The sequence below is a fragment of the Pseudomonas sp. 5.2 genome (assembly GCF_059025405.1).
The window spans coordinates 61,201-75,767 of record NZ_JBYBHH010000020.1; the positions used below are offsets into that span (position 1 = coordinate 61,201).

A 14,567-nucleotide genomic window follows, 5' to 3' on the forward strand; every position below is an offset into this window, starting at 1 on the left:
GTGCTGTGCTCCGAACTGCCCGCCATCGGTATAAGTGAGAGGTCGACGGCGAGCTGATTGCCCCTGTAGACCGGGGCCGTCTGGTTTAAGCCGACTGCTGCGTCTCTTCCGCCTGGCGGTCGAGGTACTCGGCTAGGTCGTGGAGGTAGATCACGTGTTGTGCCTTTGCCGAGTTGTGCAGCTTCTTGAGCTTCAACTTGATCTGGCCTTTATTGATCAGCTCCCGGAAGCGGCGGTCAGTCCCGATGTGGGAGAAGTAGTGCTCCCTTACAGCCGTCAAAGTGGGGCAGGGCGTGCTCCACTGGCTGCGCAATTGCTCCAGCGTGCTGCTCATGCGCGCTCCCCGAGCCCCTCTTGGGCGGGCCTGAGCTGGGTGCGAATGATTTGAGCGAGGTGCTCTTTGCAAGTGCCGGTGGCGGCTGCGCAGATCTCGCCCAAGTCATTGGTCACTACTGCACCAACCGGTAGCTCAGGGTTGGTGGTGGCGGTGATGTAGGCGATCTGATCGGCGCGGATGACGGTGTTTACGCTGTCTAGCGCCTCCCTCAAGTCGATGTCTTCCTGCGAGAGTTGGCCAGATTCGGTTCGGCCGTTCGCCACGTCTTGGAGAAAGTCCCGCAGGGCCATGTACTTGGCAGAGTCGCCACGCTTGAGCGTGATCGAGCTGGTGAGCGGGCCAAAGCGAACGCTCAGGCGGTGGGCCTGGCTGTCGTTCTCGACTTCAATCTCCGCGTCCATCGTCGTTTCTGGTCGTCGCAGCGGGCAGGTAGTAGTGCCGCCGTCTTCCAGTGTCTTTTGCAGCAGCATCACTCGCTTCAGGGAGAGGGTGTATTCGCTCATGCTGCACCCCCTACGCATGGCGAGGGGACGGCCTGAATGGTACCGGCCTCGGTGATGACCAGCTGCAAGCCGGTACGGCGCTGGAATGCCAGGATTTTCTGCAAGCTGCTGCAGGCTGTGGGGTGGATCAGAACCGTTCCCGGTCCTTTGTGCTGTGCTGATCTCATGGTCCGTGTCCTTTACGTGAGAGGGTGACACGGGTCGAAATTAGCAAAAGCTAAAATACACGGCAATAGCAAATGCTAAATATTTTTGACATAGCAGTACCTGCCTGATGGCCGGTACCTGCGGAAAGAGGTGAGCGTTAGAGCTTTTTAGCGTTCCAGGCGAGCAGCACGCGGGCCTGAATATGCATGCGGTCGATCATCGATAGGTCGATGGTGATGGGAGGATAAATCGGGTTGTCCGAGATCATTCTCAGCTGTCCGCCTGTAAGCCGCTGCAGGCGCTTGATGTATAGATCTCCGTCCAGTGTGAAGACGTAGATGGCGTCTGTTTTGACCTCGGTGATTCCTCGGTCAACCAGCAGCGCGTCACCATCTGCAAACGTCCCAGTCATGCTGTCGCCGTTGCCAGAGATGATCGCCAGGTTGTCGACCTTAGAGAACGTGAGGCCCTGCATCCTCAGCCAGTCGAGGTGCACGGTCATGTCGCGGATCACTTCAATGTGCATATAGGGGGCTGCCTTGCCATGCCCCATCGATGCCGCAATGTCGAGGTACGGGATCAGGACGAAGTTCTTGTCTTTGGTGGCTCGCGCCGAGAGCTGAACAACGTTATCCGGGGCTTTGTGAGTGGGACCCTCCGGTTGTGGAGAGGTTAGCGTCCCTGCAGTAAGCCCGATCTTGAGCTCTAGATTGAGCGCAGCCTTCTCCCCCAGCTTGCGATGGCCGTTCAACAGTTGCGACAGATACGACGCGTCCAGGTCATGAGCCTCGGCAAATTCCTTCTGGCTCATGGTCCCCATGATCTTGCGGAGGGAGGCGATACGCCTTTCGTTGATATCCATCCGGTGATGATTGCTTTCCGTTAGCAAACAGTAAATTACAAGATGCTATTGTTTTGCTGATTAGCAATTGCTAATCTCGCCGCCAATGGAGGTGTGTATGACGCTTAGCGACTACTTGAAAACGATGGACAAGGAAGGGCTTGCGGCCTTTGCACGCCGCTGCGGGACGTCTGCAGGCCAGCTGAAACAAGTGGCTTATGGGAATCGTCGTGCGAGCGCCGGCTTGGCTGTAAGCCTGGACCGGGAAACGAACGGAGTGATCCGTTGTGAAGTGATGCGGCCCGATATCGATTGGGCCTACTTGAGAAAAGCCAGAAATTAAGGTGCTGGACCGGGGCCTCTCACCTCCCCAGTCCAGCGACGACGACGCACAGCACAGCACATCGGTCGTGGTTGTAGGATAGGTCTTACCTGTTCCTGTGACTACACCGTAAATCGAGGTTTTACGGTTATGAGTCGCATCGATCTATTGCCGGGCGCTGGCCCGGTCCTCACCTTGCGGCAGGCGCTTTATCGCGCAGGTCGTGATTATCGCGGTGGTATCACCAAGCTGGCCTTCGACATGGGGCTTGAGGTGGATACCCTGCAGAAGAAGCTTCACCACAACGAAGAGCGCCGTTGGCCAACCCCTGATGAGCTGGAAGAGATCGTGCAGTGGACCGCGGATCCGCGCCTGCTCGACGCCTTGGTCCGTCCGGCAGGAGCCGTTTGGTATCGCCCTGAGCCGGTACCGGCAACGAATGATGCACTGAAGGCGGTCGCCAAGCTCCTTGAGGAGTCGGGTGAGTTCGTAGGTAGTCTGCACGATGGGGCCTCCGACAACGTCTGGACTCCGGCAGAGGTTCTGGACCTGGAGCAACGGGGGATGGATGTTATCCGCCAGGTGCTTTCCATCATGGCCGGTGCGCGCCAGGCGATGGAGGATCGTTGCAATGGCTAACATTCCCGATCCGTTGGACATGGCCAGCGAACAGGCCGAGTACTTGCTGCAGGCTGCGCTTCGGCGGCATGCGAACCGCCCCGTTAAGCCAAGCGCCCAGTTCTGTGATGACTGTGGTGAAGCTATCCCTCTGAAGCGGCAGCAACTGGTGCAGGGCTGCGAAACTTGCATCAGTTGCCAAGAGTTGCGGGAGCGCCGCAGATGAGCGAGCGCCCAACTCCTACCACAGCTGATTGGGCGCGGCGTTACATTGAAACCTTCGGTCTTGCCCTGGTCCCCATCGAGCCGGGCAAAAAGGGGCCGACGGGTGACGGCTGGAACAGGCCTGGTGGCTACTTCACTGATACCGCGAGTGCCGATCAGTTCTGGAAGGCTAACCCGAGCCACAACCTTGGTGTTGTGCTTGGGCCAAGTAACGTCTGCTCGCTGGATGTTGATGATGTCGAGTTTACGCGGTTGGTTTTGCAGCAGACGCATGGCCTCGACGTCGACGCGCTCGCTGCTGCCTACCCGACCTCGGTGGGCAATCCCGCGCGCTTCCGCATCATCTTTCGCGTCCCCGACGGCGTGGAACTGAAGAAACACGCTTTGGTGTGGCCAAATCAAAATGACCCCGATGGAACTATCCATAAAGGGCTCATGGTTCAAGTTAGGGCCGCTATTGAACAGAAGGACGCGGCCCGTGAGGCCGCTTTCCGCTTGGCGGCTGAACCGTTCAAGAAGCTCACAGTGTTCGAGTTGCGCGCCGGCCTGGTGCAGGACGTGCTGCCGCCATCCATCCACCCTGGCACCGGTAAGCCGTATACGTGGCGTAATGCACCAGATGCAAAGGGTCTCCCTGAGCTGCCGCCTGAGCTGCTGGCTATCTGGCAAGGGTGGGAAGATTTCAAGCCGACAGGAGAGGCGCTTTGCCCGTGGCGACCTAAGCAGGTCACGTCGGCTCGACCAGCCACCATGCCGAGGCCTGTAGTCGCCCGATCGGGCGACTCACTGCCAGAGGTGATCCCCGAGTTCAACCGCCGCCATGACATCGCCACGATCATTGAGGCTCATGGCTATAAGCGTGTGGGCGGGAAGTGGTTGTGTCCGCAAAGCAGCTCGGGGCTGCCGGGCGTGAGCATCACGGATCACAAACTCTATTCGCACCATACCTCGGACCCGCTGGCCAACGGACACAAAAACGATGCCTTCGACGTCTTCTGCATCTTGGTGCACAACGGTGACCAGCGTGCAGCGACTAGGGCGGCTGCGGAGATTCTCGGCATCGATGCCAAGTCACGTCCGCCTGCGCCGCCGCCGCTGGGCGAACTTCCCCGTGCCCCAACGATGGTCGAGCAGGCCGGGCACGGCGGAACCGCTGCTGATGCAGCTGTCCAGCCTGACACTAGCGTTCCGACCGTTGCCAGCTCGGCTGGCTCCTCGGCCGATGGGGGGGCAGGGGGAGAGGGCCTGGTACTGAAGAGTGCTATGCGCCGATTTGCCCTGGTCGAAGGCACCACGAATGTGTGGGACATGGACAAAGGGCAGTCGATGAAGCGATCAGGCTTTGAGGCGCTGGTCGGCAAGCCCCTTGCGAAACAATGGATGGAGAGGACTGACAAGAAGTTGGTCTCCGCCGAGCAGGTCAGGGAGCTCGAACAGGGCCGCAAGATGTCGAGCAAGAAGGGTGGGGCCCTGAATCTCGACCCGCTGGATCGCTATGTCTACATCGACGGTACCAAAGAGGCTTGGGACCGGGAGAAGAAGCGTCGTCTACCCGAGGGGAGCGTCAAGATGGCGCTGGGCGATGCCTATCAACTCTGGCTGAACAGTCCGAATCGTCGAGTGGTTGATGTCGACCATATCGTGTTCGACCCGACGATGACCAAGGATCCAGCTATTTACATCAACACCTTCGAGGGCTTACCCCATCAGCCGGTGCGGGACGCCGCCGCCTGTGAGAACTTGCGCTGGCTGATCTCGTTCCTCTGCAACCATGACGCTGAGGCGCTGGAGTGGCTGGTGAACTGGCTCGCCTATCCGCTGCAGAACATGGGGGCGAAGATGGATACCGCGATCCTGTTCCATTCCACCATGGAAGGCTCGGGCAAGAGCTTGCTGTTCGCGGACATCATGGGTGAGCTCTACGGTCGTTACGGCGCCACGGTTGGGCAGACGCAGCTGGAAGGTAACTTCAACGCTTGGCAGAGCGGCAAGCTGTGGGCCGTCTTCGAAGAAGTCGTCAGCCGCGACCAACGCTACAACCAGGTCGGCAAGATTAAGCACATGATCACCGGCAAGACGGTCCGAATGGAGTCGAAGTTCATCAACGGTTGGGAGGAGGCCAACCACATGAACTCGGCGTTTCTCAGTAACGAGATCATGCCGTGGCCGATCAGCGAAGATGATCGCCGAATGCTGGTGATGTGGCCCCTGGAGACCTTGCCTGCCGAGCGGCAGAAGGCGATTGCCAGAGAGCTGGCCAACGGCGGGGTAGCGGCCCTGTACGGCTGGCTGCTGGATGTAGACCTCGGTGACTTTAACCAGCGCACACGCCCGCCCAGAACAGAAGCCCGTCAGCGGTTGGTTGAGCTGAGCCGCACTGCCTGGCAAACCTTCTTCTATCTCTGGCGAGCAGGCGAACTCGGGCACGGCCTATGGGGGTGCTGCCTGACTTCGGATGTGTACGCCATGTTCCTTGAGTGGTGCTCTCACAACAAAGAGAACGCAATGAGCCACACCAAGTTCTCGCTGATGCTCAGTGCGAAGGTGGAGAAGACACGCGCTATCCCCTGGACGGATGGCAGCGCGCGGCGTTTTGCGGCGTTCTTCTTCCCCAGCGACGGTGATCCTTCCCTGCCCCCATCCATGAAGTCGGCCGAGCTGGGCAAGAACGTCGTCGAGTGGCGTGCTCGAGCCAAGCTAGCGGGATGGAGCGTGGACGGTTGGGACCACATCAAGAGGCTTGCAGCATGATTACGCCGGTAAGTGTGTTGGGTGTGTTGGGTTGTTGTTGGGTTGGTTCTGGCAAGCCAACACAGTTCAAAGCCCCGAATTCCTTGGCGCTGCGGGAGTGTGTGTTGGGTGTGTTGGGTTTTCGCACGCGCGCGCGCACGCGTTTTTTTTCTAACAGCGGTATCGGGGGGGTAAGAAATCTCTACGTGAACCCTGAAAAACCCAACACACCCAACACACTCAACACGGATAGATCTAATCCATTGAATTTATTGGGTTTCGAGTGTGTTGGGCTTGTGTTGGGTTGGCTAAATATTTGTTGGGTACTGCTTGGGGAGGGCGGGCAATGACGAAAGATCAGGAATTGCGCACACAAAGCCAGGTGCAGCTCATGCTTCACCAGGTCGAAATGGCGCAGCTCATCGATCAAGCCGAGCGCCTGCGCCTGATCGGAGAGCTGATGAAGCATTGGGGGGAGCGCCGAGCACAGCTTGGGCTGGAAGCCAGCCTTGGTAGCCAGATGGGCAGCATCATGGAATGGAAGGGCGCCGCACCGCGTGGTGGATCGTCAGGGTCGCGCATCTTGGTCGGTGGTGCTGGTCTTGATCACGCAGCAGCAGAAGTCGACGCAGCGGTAGTCCAGCTGGAGCGGCGTGATGGGCGAGGGGCAATCCTGGCCAAGCTGGCACACCTTCGCTACCTGCATGGAGCAACGGTACGGGAGCAGATGCGCGAGGTTGGGCTGGCTGAGGACGCCGACCGAACCTACCGGAACTGGATTAAGGCCATGCACTTGCAGGTCTTTGCCATCTTGGCAGCGAGGGCTGGACGGGTACGTGAGCAAACCGTTCGTCGGGTGACTATGCGACTTGTGAGCAACATCGACGCTACTTAGCCACCACATTGCGACGAACCGAAAATAGCCCCTTTTCGGTTTTTCCGGTGGCATGTACAAAGGCGTCACGATATCAAAAATGCGCTTAGGCATAGCTCGAATGAACCCTGCCAAATGGCGGGGTTCATCGTAAGTGCACTTAAAGAATTTAGGTCTGTGAGTCCATTGGGAAATCGCGCGGGTGAACTTCTTTACGCCACAACGTGAACAGGGCAACGCCCGATGCGAAATAGATCAATGCGTTCCAGCAAGTGATGATCAAAAAGACGATCTCGCCTCTTGAAGGGGCTGTCTCAGCGACGGTGAAAAGATAGATCTCTCGGACGTTTGCTCCAGCAGTGAGCAAAGCTCCTATCACTACCAGTGCTTTGAATGAATGAGCCCAGAATGCAGCTATGTGGTTCTTAAGCTCTATACGCTTATCAGGGGGCAGTGCCACCCAAGTGGCTAACCCTCCGACTATTCCTCCGATGGAGCCGAGTGCTCCAAGTAAGCTCATCACGAACGTAATACTGTTCATCCTCTTCCCTGCTTTCAGATCTTAAAAAACCAATAGTGGAGTCTCTGATGACTAATGAGCAACACGCCCTGATCGATATGCCTCTATGGCTTGTCATTGTGATTTCGTTGGTGGGTGGCGTTTCTGGTGAGATGTGGCGTGCTGACAAAGCAGGAGTTCGAGGCTGGCCTTTGATCCGCCGAATCGCATTGCGATCCGGGGCATGCATCGTCTGCGGACTATCGACCATCATGCTGCTCTACTCGGCGGGCATGTCGATCTGGACGGCCGGCGGTATTGGGTGTCTGACCGCAATGGCCGGTGCCGATGTAGCCATTGGCTTATACGAGCGTTGGGCCGCGAAACGCTTGGGCGTATGTGAAATGTCCAGGGCCCGAGCAGGGGAGGTGGAATAGGGCATGCCGGGGACCCTGGCGACATGGCCTGAGTACGGGGCAGGAAACCCGCGCTTCTTCGTTAGCGGGTGGTTCACCAGCTTAGTGAACTGCGGTGAACTGGTTAACCCCTTGAGTTTATTGGGTGAACTGGACATTTCAGCATGCAGCATCTGACCAAATCGGAGTTCGCCGCCCGACGCGGGTGGTCGAAATCCTACGTTTCCAAACTGGCCAGCCAGGACCGCTTGGTGCTCTCCGCCGACGGCAAGGTCGACGTCGAAGCCACAGAGGCGCTGCTGGCAGAGTCCGCCGACCCGAGCAAGGCTGCCGTCGCTGCCCGGCATGAAGAAAACCGGGTCGAGCGTGATGTGCGCAGCCATCTTCAACCAGGCGGCGATACACCTGCGGTGCAGCCACTGGTTCAGCAGCCAGGCAAGGGGCTGGACTTCCAGAAGGCGAGGGCGCATCGCGAGTACTACCTTGCCCAGCTCGCCGAGGCTGAGTTCAACAAGGTCCAGGGCAACTTGGTCGAGCGCAAGTCTGTAGAGGATGCCGCCTTCGCTGCTGGCCGTACGCTTCGGGACCTGGTGTTCGGCCTTGCTCCGCAGCTCGCCGCAGAACTGGCGGGTATGAGCGACTCCTGGGAAATCGAAAAACGCCTTACGGGCGCGTTCCGCCAAGTCTTTGAAGATGCGGCGAAGATGAGCGGCGCCGATCTTAAGCAAGCCATAACACAGAGCTGAGCCTATGCCCTCCGGATACGCGGACGGTGCAAAGGTGTACCGCGAAGCGTATGGCCGTGGGCTGAAGCCTGACCCTCAATTGTGGGTGGATGAATGGTCTGACGAGTACATGCGGATCCCGCGTGATACCGGCGCAGCCGAGCCCGGCAAATACCGCACAGCACGGACGCCTTATGCCCGTGAACCCATGCGCTGCCTCTCCCCAGCGCACCCCTGCAAGCGCGTCATTACCATGGTCGCTTCGCAGCTGATGAAAACGCAGATCGCCCTCAACTGGATTGGGGCGCTGATCCACATGGCGCCGTCCAACATCCTGACGCTGCTTCCTAGCCTGGCCTTGGCCAAGCGGGTGTCGGCGCGGATCGGTAAGACCATCGCCGCGACTCCAGAGTTGAAAGAGCGAGTGGCAGCCTCCCGATCACGGGATGCTCGCAACACCATGGATACCAAAGAGTTCGAGGGCGGCACGCTGTATGCGACCACAGCTGGCTCGGCCTCCAACCTGGCCGAGCTGGCTGCTCGATACATCTACGGCGATGAGATCGACCGTTGGGACGTGGATGTCGATGAAGAGGGTGATCCTGTCGATCTAGCGGAGACGCGGGGCAGTACCTTTGGACGCAATGCCAAGTTTTATTTCTCCAGCTCGCCGACTATCAAGGGTGCTTCACGCATCGCCGATCTGTTCGAGACGAGCGACCAGCGATATTACTACGTGCCCTGTCCAGCCTGCGGTCACATGCAGGTGCTGGAGTGGGAGCGTCTGCTGTACTCGGCTGATTTCCAGACCGTCCACTACAAGTGCTCCTCGCCCGATTGCGATGTGCTGATCGAAGAGCACCACAAGGGTGAGATGCTCGCCCAGGGGGAGTGGCGTTCGCACGCCAAGGGCGATGGGGAAACAGTTGGTTTCCACCTCAACGCTCTGTATGCCCCGCTTGGTTGGACCTCATGGGCTGATCTGGCCAAGCAATTTGAGAAGGCCAAGCGCGCTCAGGATCGAGGCGACCTTGAGCCCATGCAGGTGTTCTACAACACCCGCTTGGCCAAGGTTTGGGACAGTGCGGTCGAGCAAACCAAAGCCGAGGTTCTGCAGGCGAGAGCGCTGCAAGAAAACTATGTGCTCGGCACCCTTACCGTTGGCGTATTGGTTCTGACCTGCTCTGTTGACGTCCAGGCCAATCGCTTGGAGGTGATGGTTATCGGCTGGGGCGTCGGGATGGAGCGCTGGGTTGTTGACTTCCAGGTTATACCTGGTGACCCAGCAGACCAGCGGACATGGGATTTGCTTGATGAGCTGCTGAAGGCTAGATACCGCCATCCTTGCGGCGTTGCCCTGGGCATTCTGGCCACGGGCATTGACTCCGGTGGTCATCACACTCACGAGGTGTATCAGTTCTGCCGTGTGCGCCGCTGGCGCAACGTCTTTGCGCTTAAGGGGGCGAGTAAACCGGGCAAGCCGGTAATCGCCCAGCGCCCCTCGCTGGTGGATGTCACCTGGAAGGGTCAGACCGAACGCAACGGCGCCGAGTTGTGGCTGATTGGTACTGATACCGCCAAGGACTGGATCTACAACCGCTACAGCTTCGAGTCGGGTCCCGGTGCGGTGCACTTCGCCAAGGACCTTCCCGACGAGTTCTTCCAGCAGTGCGTGGCGGAACGAAAGATCGCCCGTTATGTGAAAGGGTACAAGCGAATCGAGTGGGTCAAGGGCAAGGCCGACCGCAACGAAGCGCTGGACCTCCAAGTGTACAACTTGTCCATGGCCTATTACCTCGGGCTGCATCGCTATGGCGAGCAGGACTGGGACAAGCTGCGCCAGGCGCTGGCTCAGGCGAGTCTGTTTGATGAGCCGTCACCTGCGAAGCCACCGATCATTGAGCACCGACACGATGACGACGATGAGCCGGACGAAGAATCTGTTTCAGCGACATCGCCACCAGCTCGGCCCGCTCCACGCTCCACTCCACCGCCGCCTCGCCCGGCCCCTCAATCAATGCAACGCCGCAGCTCTAGCAGCGGCTATCTGAAGAGACGCTGACATGGCATATACCCAGGCACACCTTGCGGCCGTCGAGCGTGCGATTGCGCGTGGCGAACGGGTTGTTCGTTACAGCGACCGCACCGTGGAGTATCGGACGGTAGACGAGCTGATCAAGGCCCGTGACCTGATCCGCACCGAACTGTCCCAGTCCGCTGGCCCGCGTTCCCGCGTGGTTCGGCTTTACCATGGGGGTAAGGGGCTGTGAGCGGCCGCTACATCTCCACGCGTTCGGGGCTTCTGGTGCCCGAGCGGATCAAGGCCAGCTATGAGGGTGCCGCCGAAGGTCGGCGCTCTTCTGGCTGGGACGCCCCGGATACTGGCCCCAACAGCCTGATTATGCCGGCCCTTCGCAATCTGCGGTCACGTTCGCGGGCTGCGGTACGCAATGACCCGTATGCGGCCAACGTTATTGATAAACGGGTCAGCAATCTGATCGGCACCGGTATCACGCCGCAGCCACGGTTGCTCGACAAGGCCCTGCGCAAAGCCATGCAGGAGCTGTGGGAGGACTGGGTGGACGAGTCGGACGCCGACGATCGCACCGACTTCTACGGGCAGCAAGCCCTGGTGGCGCGCACCGTTGAGCAGTCTGGCGAATGTTTCGTGCGCTTGCGGCCACGCAGGCTGGAGGATGGCCTGGCGGTGCCGCTGCAGGTTCAATGTCTCGCGCCGGAGTTCGTGCCACACGACAAATTCGAGGTGACGCGCACCGGCAACACCATCCGTGCCGGTATCGAGTTCAATGGTATTGGCCGTAGGGTGGCCTACTGGTGCTACCGCAACCATCCCAGCGACAAGGCTTCGCTGAACGCCGGTTACAACCCACTTGTGCGTGTCCCGGCCGATCAGATGTTGCACATCTTCGAGCCGTTGGAGCCCGGCCAATTGCGTGGTGTTCCCCGACTGGCGCCGATCCTCAAGCGCCTGCGCAGCCTGGACAACTACGACGACGCGGTGCTCTTCCGGCAGGAAGTGGCCAACTTGTTCGCCGGCTTTGTTCGCAAACCGGCGCCCGATGGGCTGGGTGGCCCGCCAATGGACATGATCACCGGCGGAGCGGTTGTTCATGACCGTGATGCCTTCACTCCAATGGTGGCACTGGAGCCCGGCACGATGCAGGAGCTGGGGCCGGGCGAGCAGGTCGAATTCTCCGACCCGCCCGACGGCGGCAACAACTACCCCGACTTTATGCGGCAGCAGCTGATGGCTGCCTCCGCTGGAGCGGGTCTGCCTTACGAACTGATGACCGGCGATATGCGCGGCGTTAACGACCGTGTCATCCGGGTGGTGCTGAACGAGTTTCGCCGCCGACTGGAGCAGCTGCAGTTCTCAGTCTACGTCCACCAGCTCTGTCGCCCGGTGCGGGCGGCCTGGATGGACATGGCGGTGCTGGCCGGCGCGCTGGACCTGGTGGATTACACCCTGAACCGCCGCCAGTACCTGCGGACGCGGTGGGTGCCACAGGGCTGGGCCTATATCCAGCCAGTTCAGGATGTGCAGGCGCGCATGCTCGAAGTTGCGGCAGGGTTCACCTCCCGCAGCGAGATGTGCCTGCGCTCGGGTACCGACGCTGAGATCGTGGACGAAGAGAACGCCGCCGACATCGCTCGGGCGCATGGATTGGGCCTCAAATACAACGGCTTGTCGGCAATCGATGACGAGTCGGATGATTCCGACGAGAAGGGGAAAAGATGAAACCGTTGATGCCGTTTCGCATCTTCAACAAGGCCAAGGCCCTCCCGCAGGTCGAGGATGGGCATTGGTATTCGATCACATCAGCGGCGGCGGAGGGTGACGCCGGCGCGAAGGTCATTGAGGTCTATGTTTACGGCGAGATTGGTGCCTGGGGCATTACTGCCAACCAGTTCATCCAGGACCTCAAGGCGATTGACGATGGCACCTCGCCGATTGTAGTGGCCTTCAACACCAACGGCGGCGACTTGTTCGAGGGTCTTGCCATCCACAATGCGCTGAGCCGCTTGGGTGAGCGTTGTACCGGCCGAGTCGATGCCTTGGCCGCTAGTGCAGGCAGCGTGGCTGTCTGCGGCGCTCACCGCGTGGTCATGGCATCGAATGCCATGCTGATGATCCATAACCCGTACACCTGGGTTGGTGGTGATGCCGAGGATCTTCGTCGGGTGGCGGACGTGCTCGATCAGGCCTTCGAGGCAATGATTGCAGCCTATAAGGCCAAGGCTCCGAACATCGATGACGCGGAGCTGAGACGTCTGGTTAATGACGAAAGCTGGCTCACGGCCTCGGAGGCCGTGGCTCTGGGGCTGGCTGATGAGGTCGGTAATGGCGTCAAGGTTCAGGCTTGCCTTGGGCAGGGCGCGGCTATGGCGCGTTACCGCAACACCCCGCAAGCGCTGTTGGATCAGCTCAAGGCCAGTAAGGATGGGGTGACCGAGCCGGTTGATCCCGAACCCGAAAGCGAGCCTGCTCCCCCTGCGCCGAACGCAAGCGACTCAGCAGCTTTAGCCTTGATGATCACCCAGGCCTGCAGCAAGGCGGGGATCAGCAACCTAGTCGAGCCGCTGATTGCATCGACCAAGCTCGCGGACGAAGCCACCGTGCAGGCAGCACTGACCCGTGCCAAGTCGGTACGGGATCTCTGCGTTGCAGCCCGCTTGCCCGAGATGACCGCTGAGTTCGTCCAGGCCGGCTTGGACGCAACGGCCGTGCGGGCGCGGTTGTTCGACAAACTGGTCGGTGGCGGGAAGGGGTTCGAGATCGACAACAGCCTGCCGCCTGCTGATGACCTGCCCGAGAAGGTCCAGGCGAAATCACCCAATCCCAGCAGCATCTGGGCTGCCCGTCGGCAGGCCACACAATCCCGCACCGGCCAAGGAGCCTGAACATGAGCAAAACCTACGTAGAGCCGGTCCATGCCGGTGAATTCCTGTTGTCCGAGGGCGCAGGCAAGATATCCCGCGAAGTGATCGAGCTGCCTCCTGGCGATGCCCTGGTGGCTGGCCAGGTGCTCGGTCAGCTCACTGCCAGCGGGCAGTTCACCCCGTACAGCCCTGAAGCCGAGGACGGCAGCGAAACGGCCAAGTGCATCCTGTTTGCTTCTGTCGCGTCCTCGGATGTGGTGCGCCGTGGGCGTGCTGTCGTACGCCTGGCAGAAGTGAGCGAAGCATTGCTGACCGGCCTCGATCCTGATGGTGAGAAGGCCCTGGCGGCCCAGTTCATCATCGTTCGCTAATAGCGACCCCTTTCACCCCAGCCCCGCCTTGTGCGGGGTTTTGCATTTTTTGGAGTGGCTCATGGCCGAAATTGATATTTTTGAAGACAACGCATTCACCGTCCCAGCGCTGACCGCTGCGATCAACGAGCAACCATTCGTGCCAGGGCGCTTGGCCGAGCTGGGGCTGTTCGAGGAGGAGGGCGTCACCACGGTGACTGTCCAGGTAGAAAAGGACGGCGAGACCTTGGCGTTGGTGCCATCCGGTGAGCGTGGTTCCTCGGGGCTGGTGGTCAACGGCAGCAAGCGGATCCTGTTGCCCTTCAATACCGTGCATCTCCCTGAGCGCTTTGCCATCAAGGCGGATGAGATCCAGGGCATTCGTGCTTTCGGTGAGCAAACCGAGCTGCAGGCAGTGCAGGACGTCGTCAACAAGCGTTTGGCGAAGGCCCGTCGCCAACTGGACGCAACCCATGAGTTTCATCGCATGGGCGCTCTGAACGGCGTCGTTCTGGATGCGGACGGCCGTACGGAACTACTCAATATCTATGATCGTTTCGGACTCGAACCGATTGAGATCGAGATGGAGTTGGCTACCGCAGGCACCGATGTTCGGGTGAAGTGTGTGGACGCACTGGATGCTCAGGAGGAGGCGCTGGGGGCCACGACCAGCAACGGTGCGCGAGCGTTCTGCGGCAAGAACTTCTGGCGGGCGCTGATCTCGCATCAAAGCGTTAAGAAGACCTATGAAGGTACACAATACGCTGCTGCGCTGCGTGCCGATGGTCGCGAAGCATTCGAGTTCGGCGGCATTACCTGGGAACGCTATCGCGGCAAGGTGGGCGGCATTTCCTTCGTGCCGGATGACGAGGCCCGTCTTGTGCCAGAGGGCGTACCCGGCCTGTGCATCACCCGTTTCGCGCCGGCCGACTACATGGACACGGTCAATACCGAGGGGCTGCCTTACTACAGCCAGTTGGAAATGATGCCATTCAAGAAGGGCGTAGACGGTGAGGCGCAGTCGAATCCGCTGCACCTGGTCACTCGTCCCCGCGCAATCATCCGCCTGAAGCGTTGA

The 14,567-nt window shown here is 59.8% G+C and carries 17 protein-coding genes; 13 read left to right on the plus strand and 4 right to left on the minus strand.

The annotated features are described in order from the left end of the window. Positions 1-85: 85 nt before the first annotated feature. The 3 genes from AC5PZ0_RS24740 to AC5PZ0_RS24750 form a co-directional block, all read right to left on the minus strand. Complete coding sequence (locus AC5PZ0_RS24740) at positions 86-334, minus strand: pyocin activator PrtN family protein (protein WP_493855906.1); 249 nt, start codon at positions 332-334, stop codon at positions 86-88. Then, complete coding sequence (locus tag AC5PZ0_RS24745) at positions 331-840, minus strand: hypothetical protein (RefSeq protein ID WP_493855907.1); 510 nt, start codon at positions 838-840, stop codon at positions 331-333. The genes AC5PZ0_RS24740 and AC5PZ0_RS24745 overlap by 4 nt, the downstream gene beginning before the upstream one ends. Before the next feature lie 304 nt (positions 841-1,144). Next, positions 1,145-1,849: a LexA family transcriptional regulator gene (locus tag AC5PZ0_RS24750; protein WP_016485749.1), complete on the minus strand. Its 705-nt coding sequence runs from the start codon at positions 1,847-1,849 to the stop codon at positions 1,145-1,147. Positions 1,850-1,946: 97 nt separating this feature from the next. On the opposite strand from AC5PZ0_RS24750, the gene AC5PZ0_RS24755 reads away from it, so the two are divergent. The 5 genes from AC5PZ0_RS24755 (at position 1,947) to AC5PZ0_RS24775 (ending at position 6,618) form a co-directional block, all read left to right on the plus strand. Continuing rightward, positions 1,947-2,171 (plus strand): transcriptional regulator, encoded by a 225-nt coding sequence (locus AC5PZ0_RS24755; protein WP_016485750.1) that lies wholly within the window; start codon positions 1,947-1,949, stop codon positions 2,169-2,171. Positions 2,172-2,300: 129 nt separating this feature from the next. Continuing rightward, positions 2,301-2,789 (plus strand): phage regulatory CII family protein, encoded by a 489-nt coding sequence (locus AC5PZ0_RS24760; protein WP_061203477.1) that lies wholly within the window; start codon positions 2,301-2,303, stop codon positions 2,787-2,789. A gap of 19 nt (positions 2,790-2,808) precedes the next feature. Next, positions 2,809-2,994, plus strand: coding sequence for a TraR/DksA C4-type zinc finger protein (locus tag AC5PZ0_RS24765; protein WP_371920890.1), 186 nt, complete (start codon positions 2,809-2,811; stop codon positions 2,992-2,994). Next, complete coding sequence (locus AC5PZ0_RS24770) at positions 2,991-5,744, plus strand: bifunctional DNA primase/polymerase (protein ID WP_493855908.1); 2,754 nt, start codon at positions 2,991-2,993, stop codon at positions 5,742-5,744. Before AC5PZ0_RS24765 ends, AC5PZ0_RS24770 begins: the two co-directional genes overlap by 4 nt. Before the next feature lie 325 nt (positions 5,745-6,069). Then, entirely contained in the window at positions 6,070-6,618 is a 549-nt protein-coding gene (locus AC5PZ0_RS24775; RefSeq protein ID WP_493855909.1) for a hypothetical protein, read from the plus strand. Positions 6,619-6,766: 148 nt separating this feature from the next. On the opposite strand, the gene AC5PZ0_RS24780 is transcribed toward AC5PZ0_RS24775, so the two are convergent. After that, positions 6,767-7,138 carry a hypothetical protein gene (locus AC5PZ0_RS24780; protein WP_209964667.1) on the minus strand — a complete coding sequence of 124 codons (372 nt, stop codon included), beginning with the start codon at positions 7,136-7,138 and terminating at the stop codon, positions 6,767-6,769. A 47-nt stretch (positions 7,139-7,185) separates the two neighbouring features. On the opposite strand from AC5PZ0_RS24780, the gene AC5PZ0_RS24785 reads away from it, so the two are divergent. The 8 genes from AC5PZ0_RS24785 (at position 7,186) to AC5PZ0_RS24820 (ending at position 14,567) form a co-directional block, all read left to right on the plus strand. Then, positions 7,186-7,533 (plus strand): phage holin family protein, encoded by a 348-nt coding sequence (locus tag AC5PZ0_RS24785; protein WP_493855910.1) that lies wholly within the window; start codon positions 7,186-7,188, stop codon positions 7,531-7,533. 143 nt (positions 7,534-7,676) lie between these two features. Further along, on the plus strand, positions 7,677-8,258 hold the full coding sequence (locus AC5PZ0_RS24790; protein ID WP_104835227.1) for a terminase small subunit: 582 nt from the start codon (positions 7,677-7,679) through the stop codon (positions 8,256-8,258). A gap of 4 nt (positions 8,259-8,262) precedes the next feature. After that, positions 8,263-10,299: a phage terminase large subunit family protein gene (locus AC5PZ0_RS24795; RefSeq protein ID WP_493855911.1), complete on the plus strand. Its 2,037-nt coding sequence runs from the start codon at positions 8,263-8,265 to the stop codon at positions 10,297-10,299. Position 10,300: 1 nt separating this feature from the next. Beyond that, positions 10,301-10,507: a phage head-tail joining protein gene (locus AC5PZ0_RS24800; protein WP_010953942.1), complete on the plus strand. Its 207-nt coding sequence runs from the start codon at positions 10,301-10,303 to the stop codon at positions 10,505-10,507. After that, positions 10,504-11,997, plus strand: a complete 1,494-nt coding sequence (locus AC5PZ0_RS24805) for a phage portal protein (RefSeq protein WP_493855912.1) — start codon at positions 10,504-10,506, stop codon at positions 11,995-11,997. The genes AC5PZ0_RS24800 and AC5PZ0_RS24805 overlap by 4 nt, the downstream gene beginning before the upstream one ends. Continuing rightward, the gene (locus AC5PZ0_RS24810) at positions 11,994-13,160 is read left to right on the plus strand and encodes a head maturation protease, ClpP-related (protein WP_493855913.1); all 1,167 of its coding nucleotides are present in this window, start codon (positions 11,994-11,996) and stop codon (positions 13,158-13,160) included. Before AC5PZ0_RS24805 ends, AC5PZ0_RS24810 begins: the two co-directional genes overlap by 4 nt. 2 nt (positions 13,161-13,162) lie before the next feature. After that, a complete protein-coding gene (locus tag AC5PZ0_RS24815; RefSeq protein WP_493855914.1) occupies positions 13,163-13,510 on the plus strand; it encodes a head decoration protein in 348 nt (115 codons plus the stop codon). A gap of 61 nt (positions 13,511-13,571) precedes the next feature. Next, positions 13,572-14,567, plus strand: a complete 996-nt coding sequence (locus AC5PZ0_RS24820; protein WP_232860920.1) for a major capsid protein — start codon at positions 13,572-13,574, stop codon at positions 14,565-14,567.

What these genes read in the sequence shown, in the direction of transcription:
- AC5PZ0_RS24740 (WP_493855906.1), bottom strand. Translation starts at nt 334, where the DNA reads ATGAGCAGCACGCTGGAGCAATTGCGCAGCCAGTGGAGCACGCCCTGC.
- AC5PZ0_RS24745 (WP_493855907.1), bottom strand. Translation starts at nt 840, where the DNA reads ATGAGCGAATACACCCTCTCCCTGAAGCGAGTGATGCTGCTGCAAAAG.
- AC5PZ0_RS24750 (WP_016485749.1), bottom strand. Translation starts at nt 1,849, where the DNA reads ATGGATATCAACGAAAGGCGTATCGCCTCCCTCCGCAAGATCATGGGG.
- AC5PZ0_RS24755 (WP_016485750.1), top strand. Translation starts at nt 1,947, where the DNA reads ATGACGCTTAGCGACTACTTGAAAACGATGGACAAGGAAGGGCTTGCG.
- AC5PZ0_RS24760 (WP_061203477.1), top strand. Translation starts at nt 2,301, where the DNA reads ATGAGTCGCATCGATCTATTGCCGGGCGCTGGCCCGGTCCTCACCTTG.
- AC5PZ0_RS24765 (WP_371920890.1), top strand. Translation starts at nt 2,809, where the DNA reads ATGGCCAGCGAACAGGCCGAGTACTTGCTGCAGGCTGCGCTTCGGCGG.
- AC5PZ0_RS24770 (WP_493855908.1), top strand. Translation starts at nt 2,991, where the DNA reads ATGAGCGAGCGCCCAACTCCTACCACAGCTGATTGGGCGCGGCGTTAC.
- AC5PZ0_RS24775 (WP_493855909.1), top strand. Translation starts at nt 6,070, where the DNA reads ATGACGAAAGATCAGGAATTGCGCACACAAAGCCAGGTGCAGCTCATG.
- AC5PZ0_RS24780 (WP_209964667.1), bottom strand. Translation starts at nt 7,138, where the DNA reads ATGAACAGTATTACGTTCGTGATGAGCTTACTTGGAGCACTCGGCTCC.
- AC5PZ0_RS24785 (WP_493855910.1), top strand. Translation starts at nt 7,186, where the DNA reads ATGACTAATGAGCAACACGCCCTGATCGATATGCCTCTATGGCTTGTC.
- AC5PZ0_RS24790 (WP_104835227.1), top strand. Translation starts at nt 7,677, where the DNA reads ATGCAGCATCTGACCAAATCGGAGTTCGCCGCCCGACGCGGGTGGTCG.
- AC5PZ0_RS24795 (WP_493855911.1), top strand. Translation starts at nt 8,263, where the DNA reads ATGCCCTCCGGATACGCGGACGGTGCAAAGGTGTACCGCGAAGCGTAT.
- AC5PZ0_RS24800 (WP_010953942.1), top strand. Translation starts at nt 10,301, where the DNA reads ATGGCATATACCCAGGCACACCTTGCGGCCGTCGAGCGTGCGATTGCG.
- AC5PZ0_RS24810 (WP_493855913.1), top strand. Translation starts at nt 11,994, where the DNA reads ATGAAACCGTTGATGCCGTTTCGCATCTTCAACAAGGCCAAGGCCCTC.
- AC5PZ0_RS24815 (WP_493855914.1), top strand. Translation starts at nt 13,163, where the DNA reads ATGAGCAAAACCTACGTAGAGCCGGTCCATGCCGGTGAATTCCTGTTG.
- AC5PZ0_RS24820 (WP_232860920.1), top strand. Translation starts at nt 13,572, where the DNA reads ATGGCCGAAATTGATATTTTTGAAGACAACGCATTCACCGTCCCAGCG.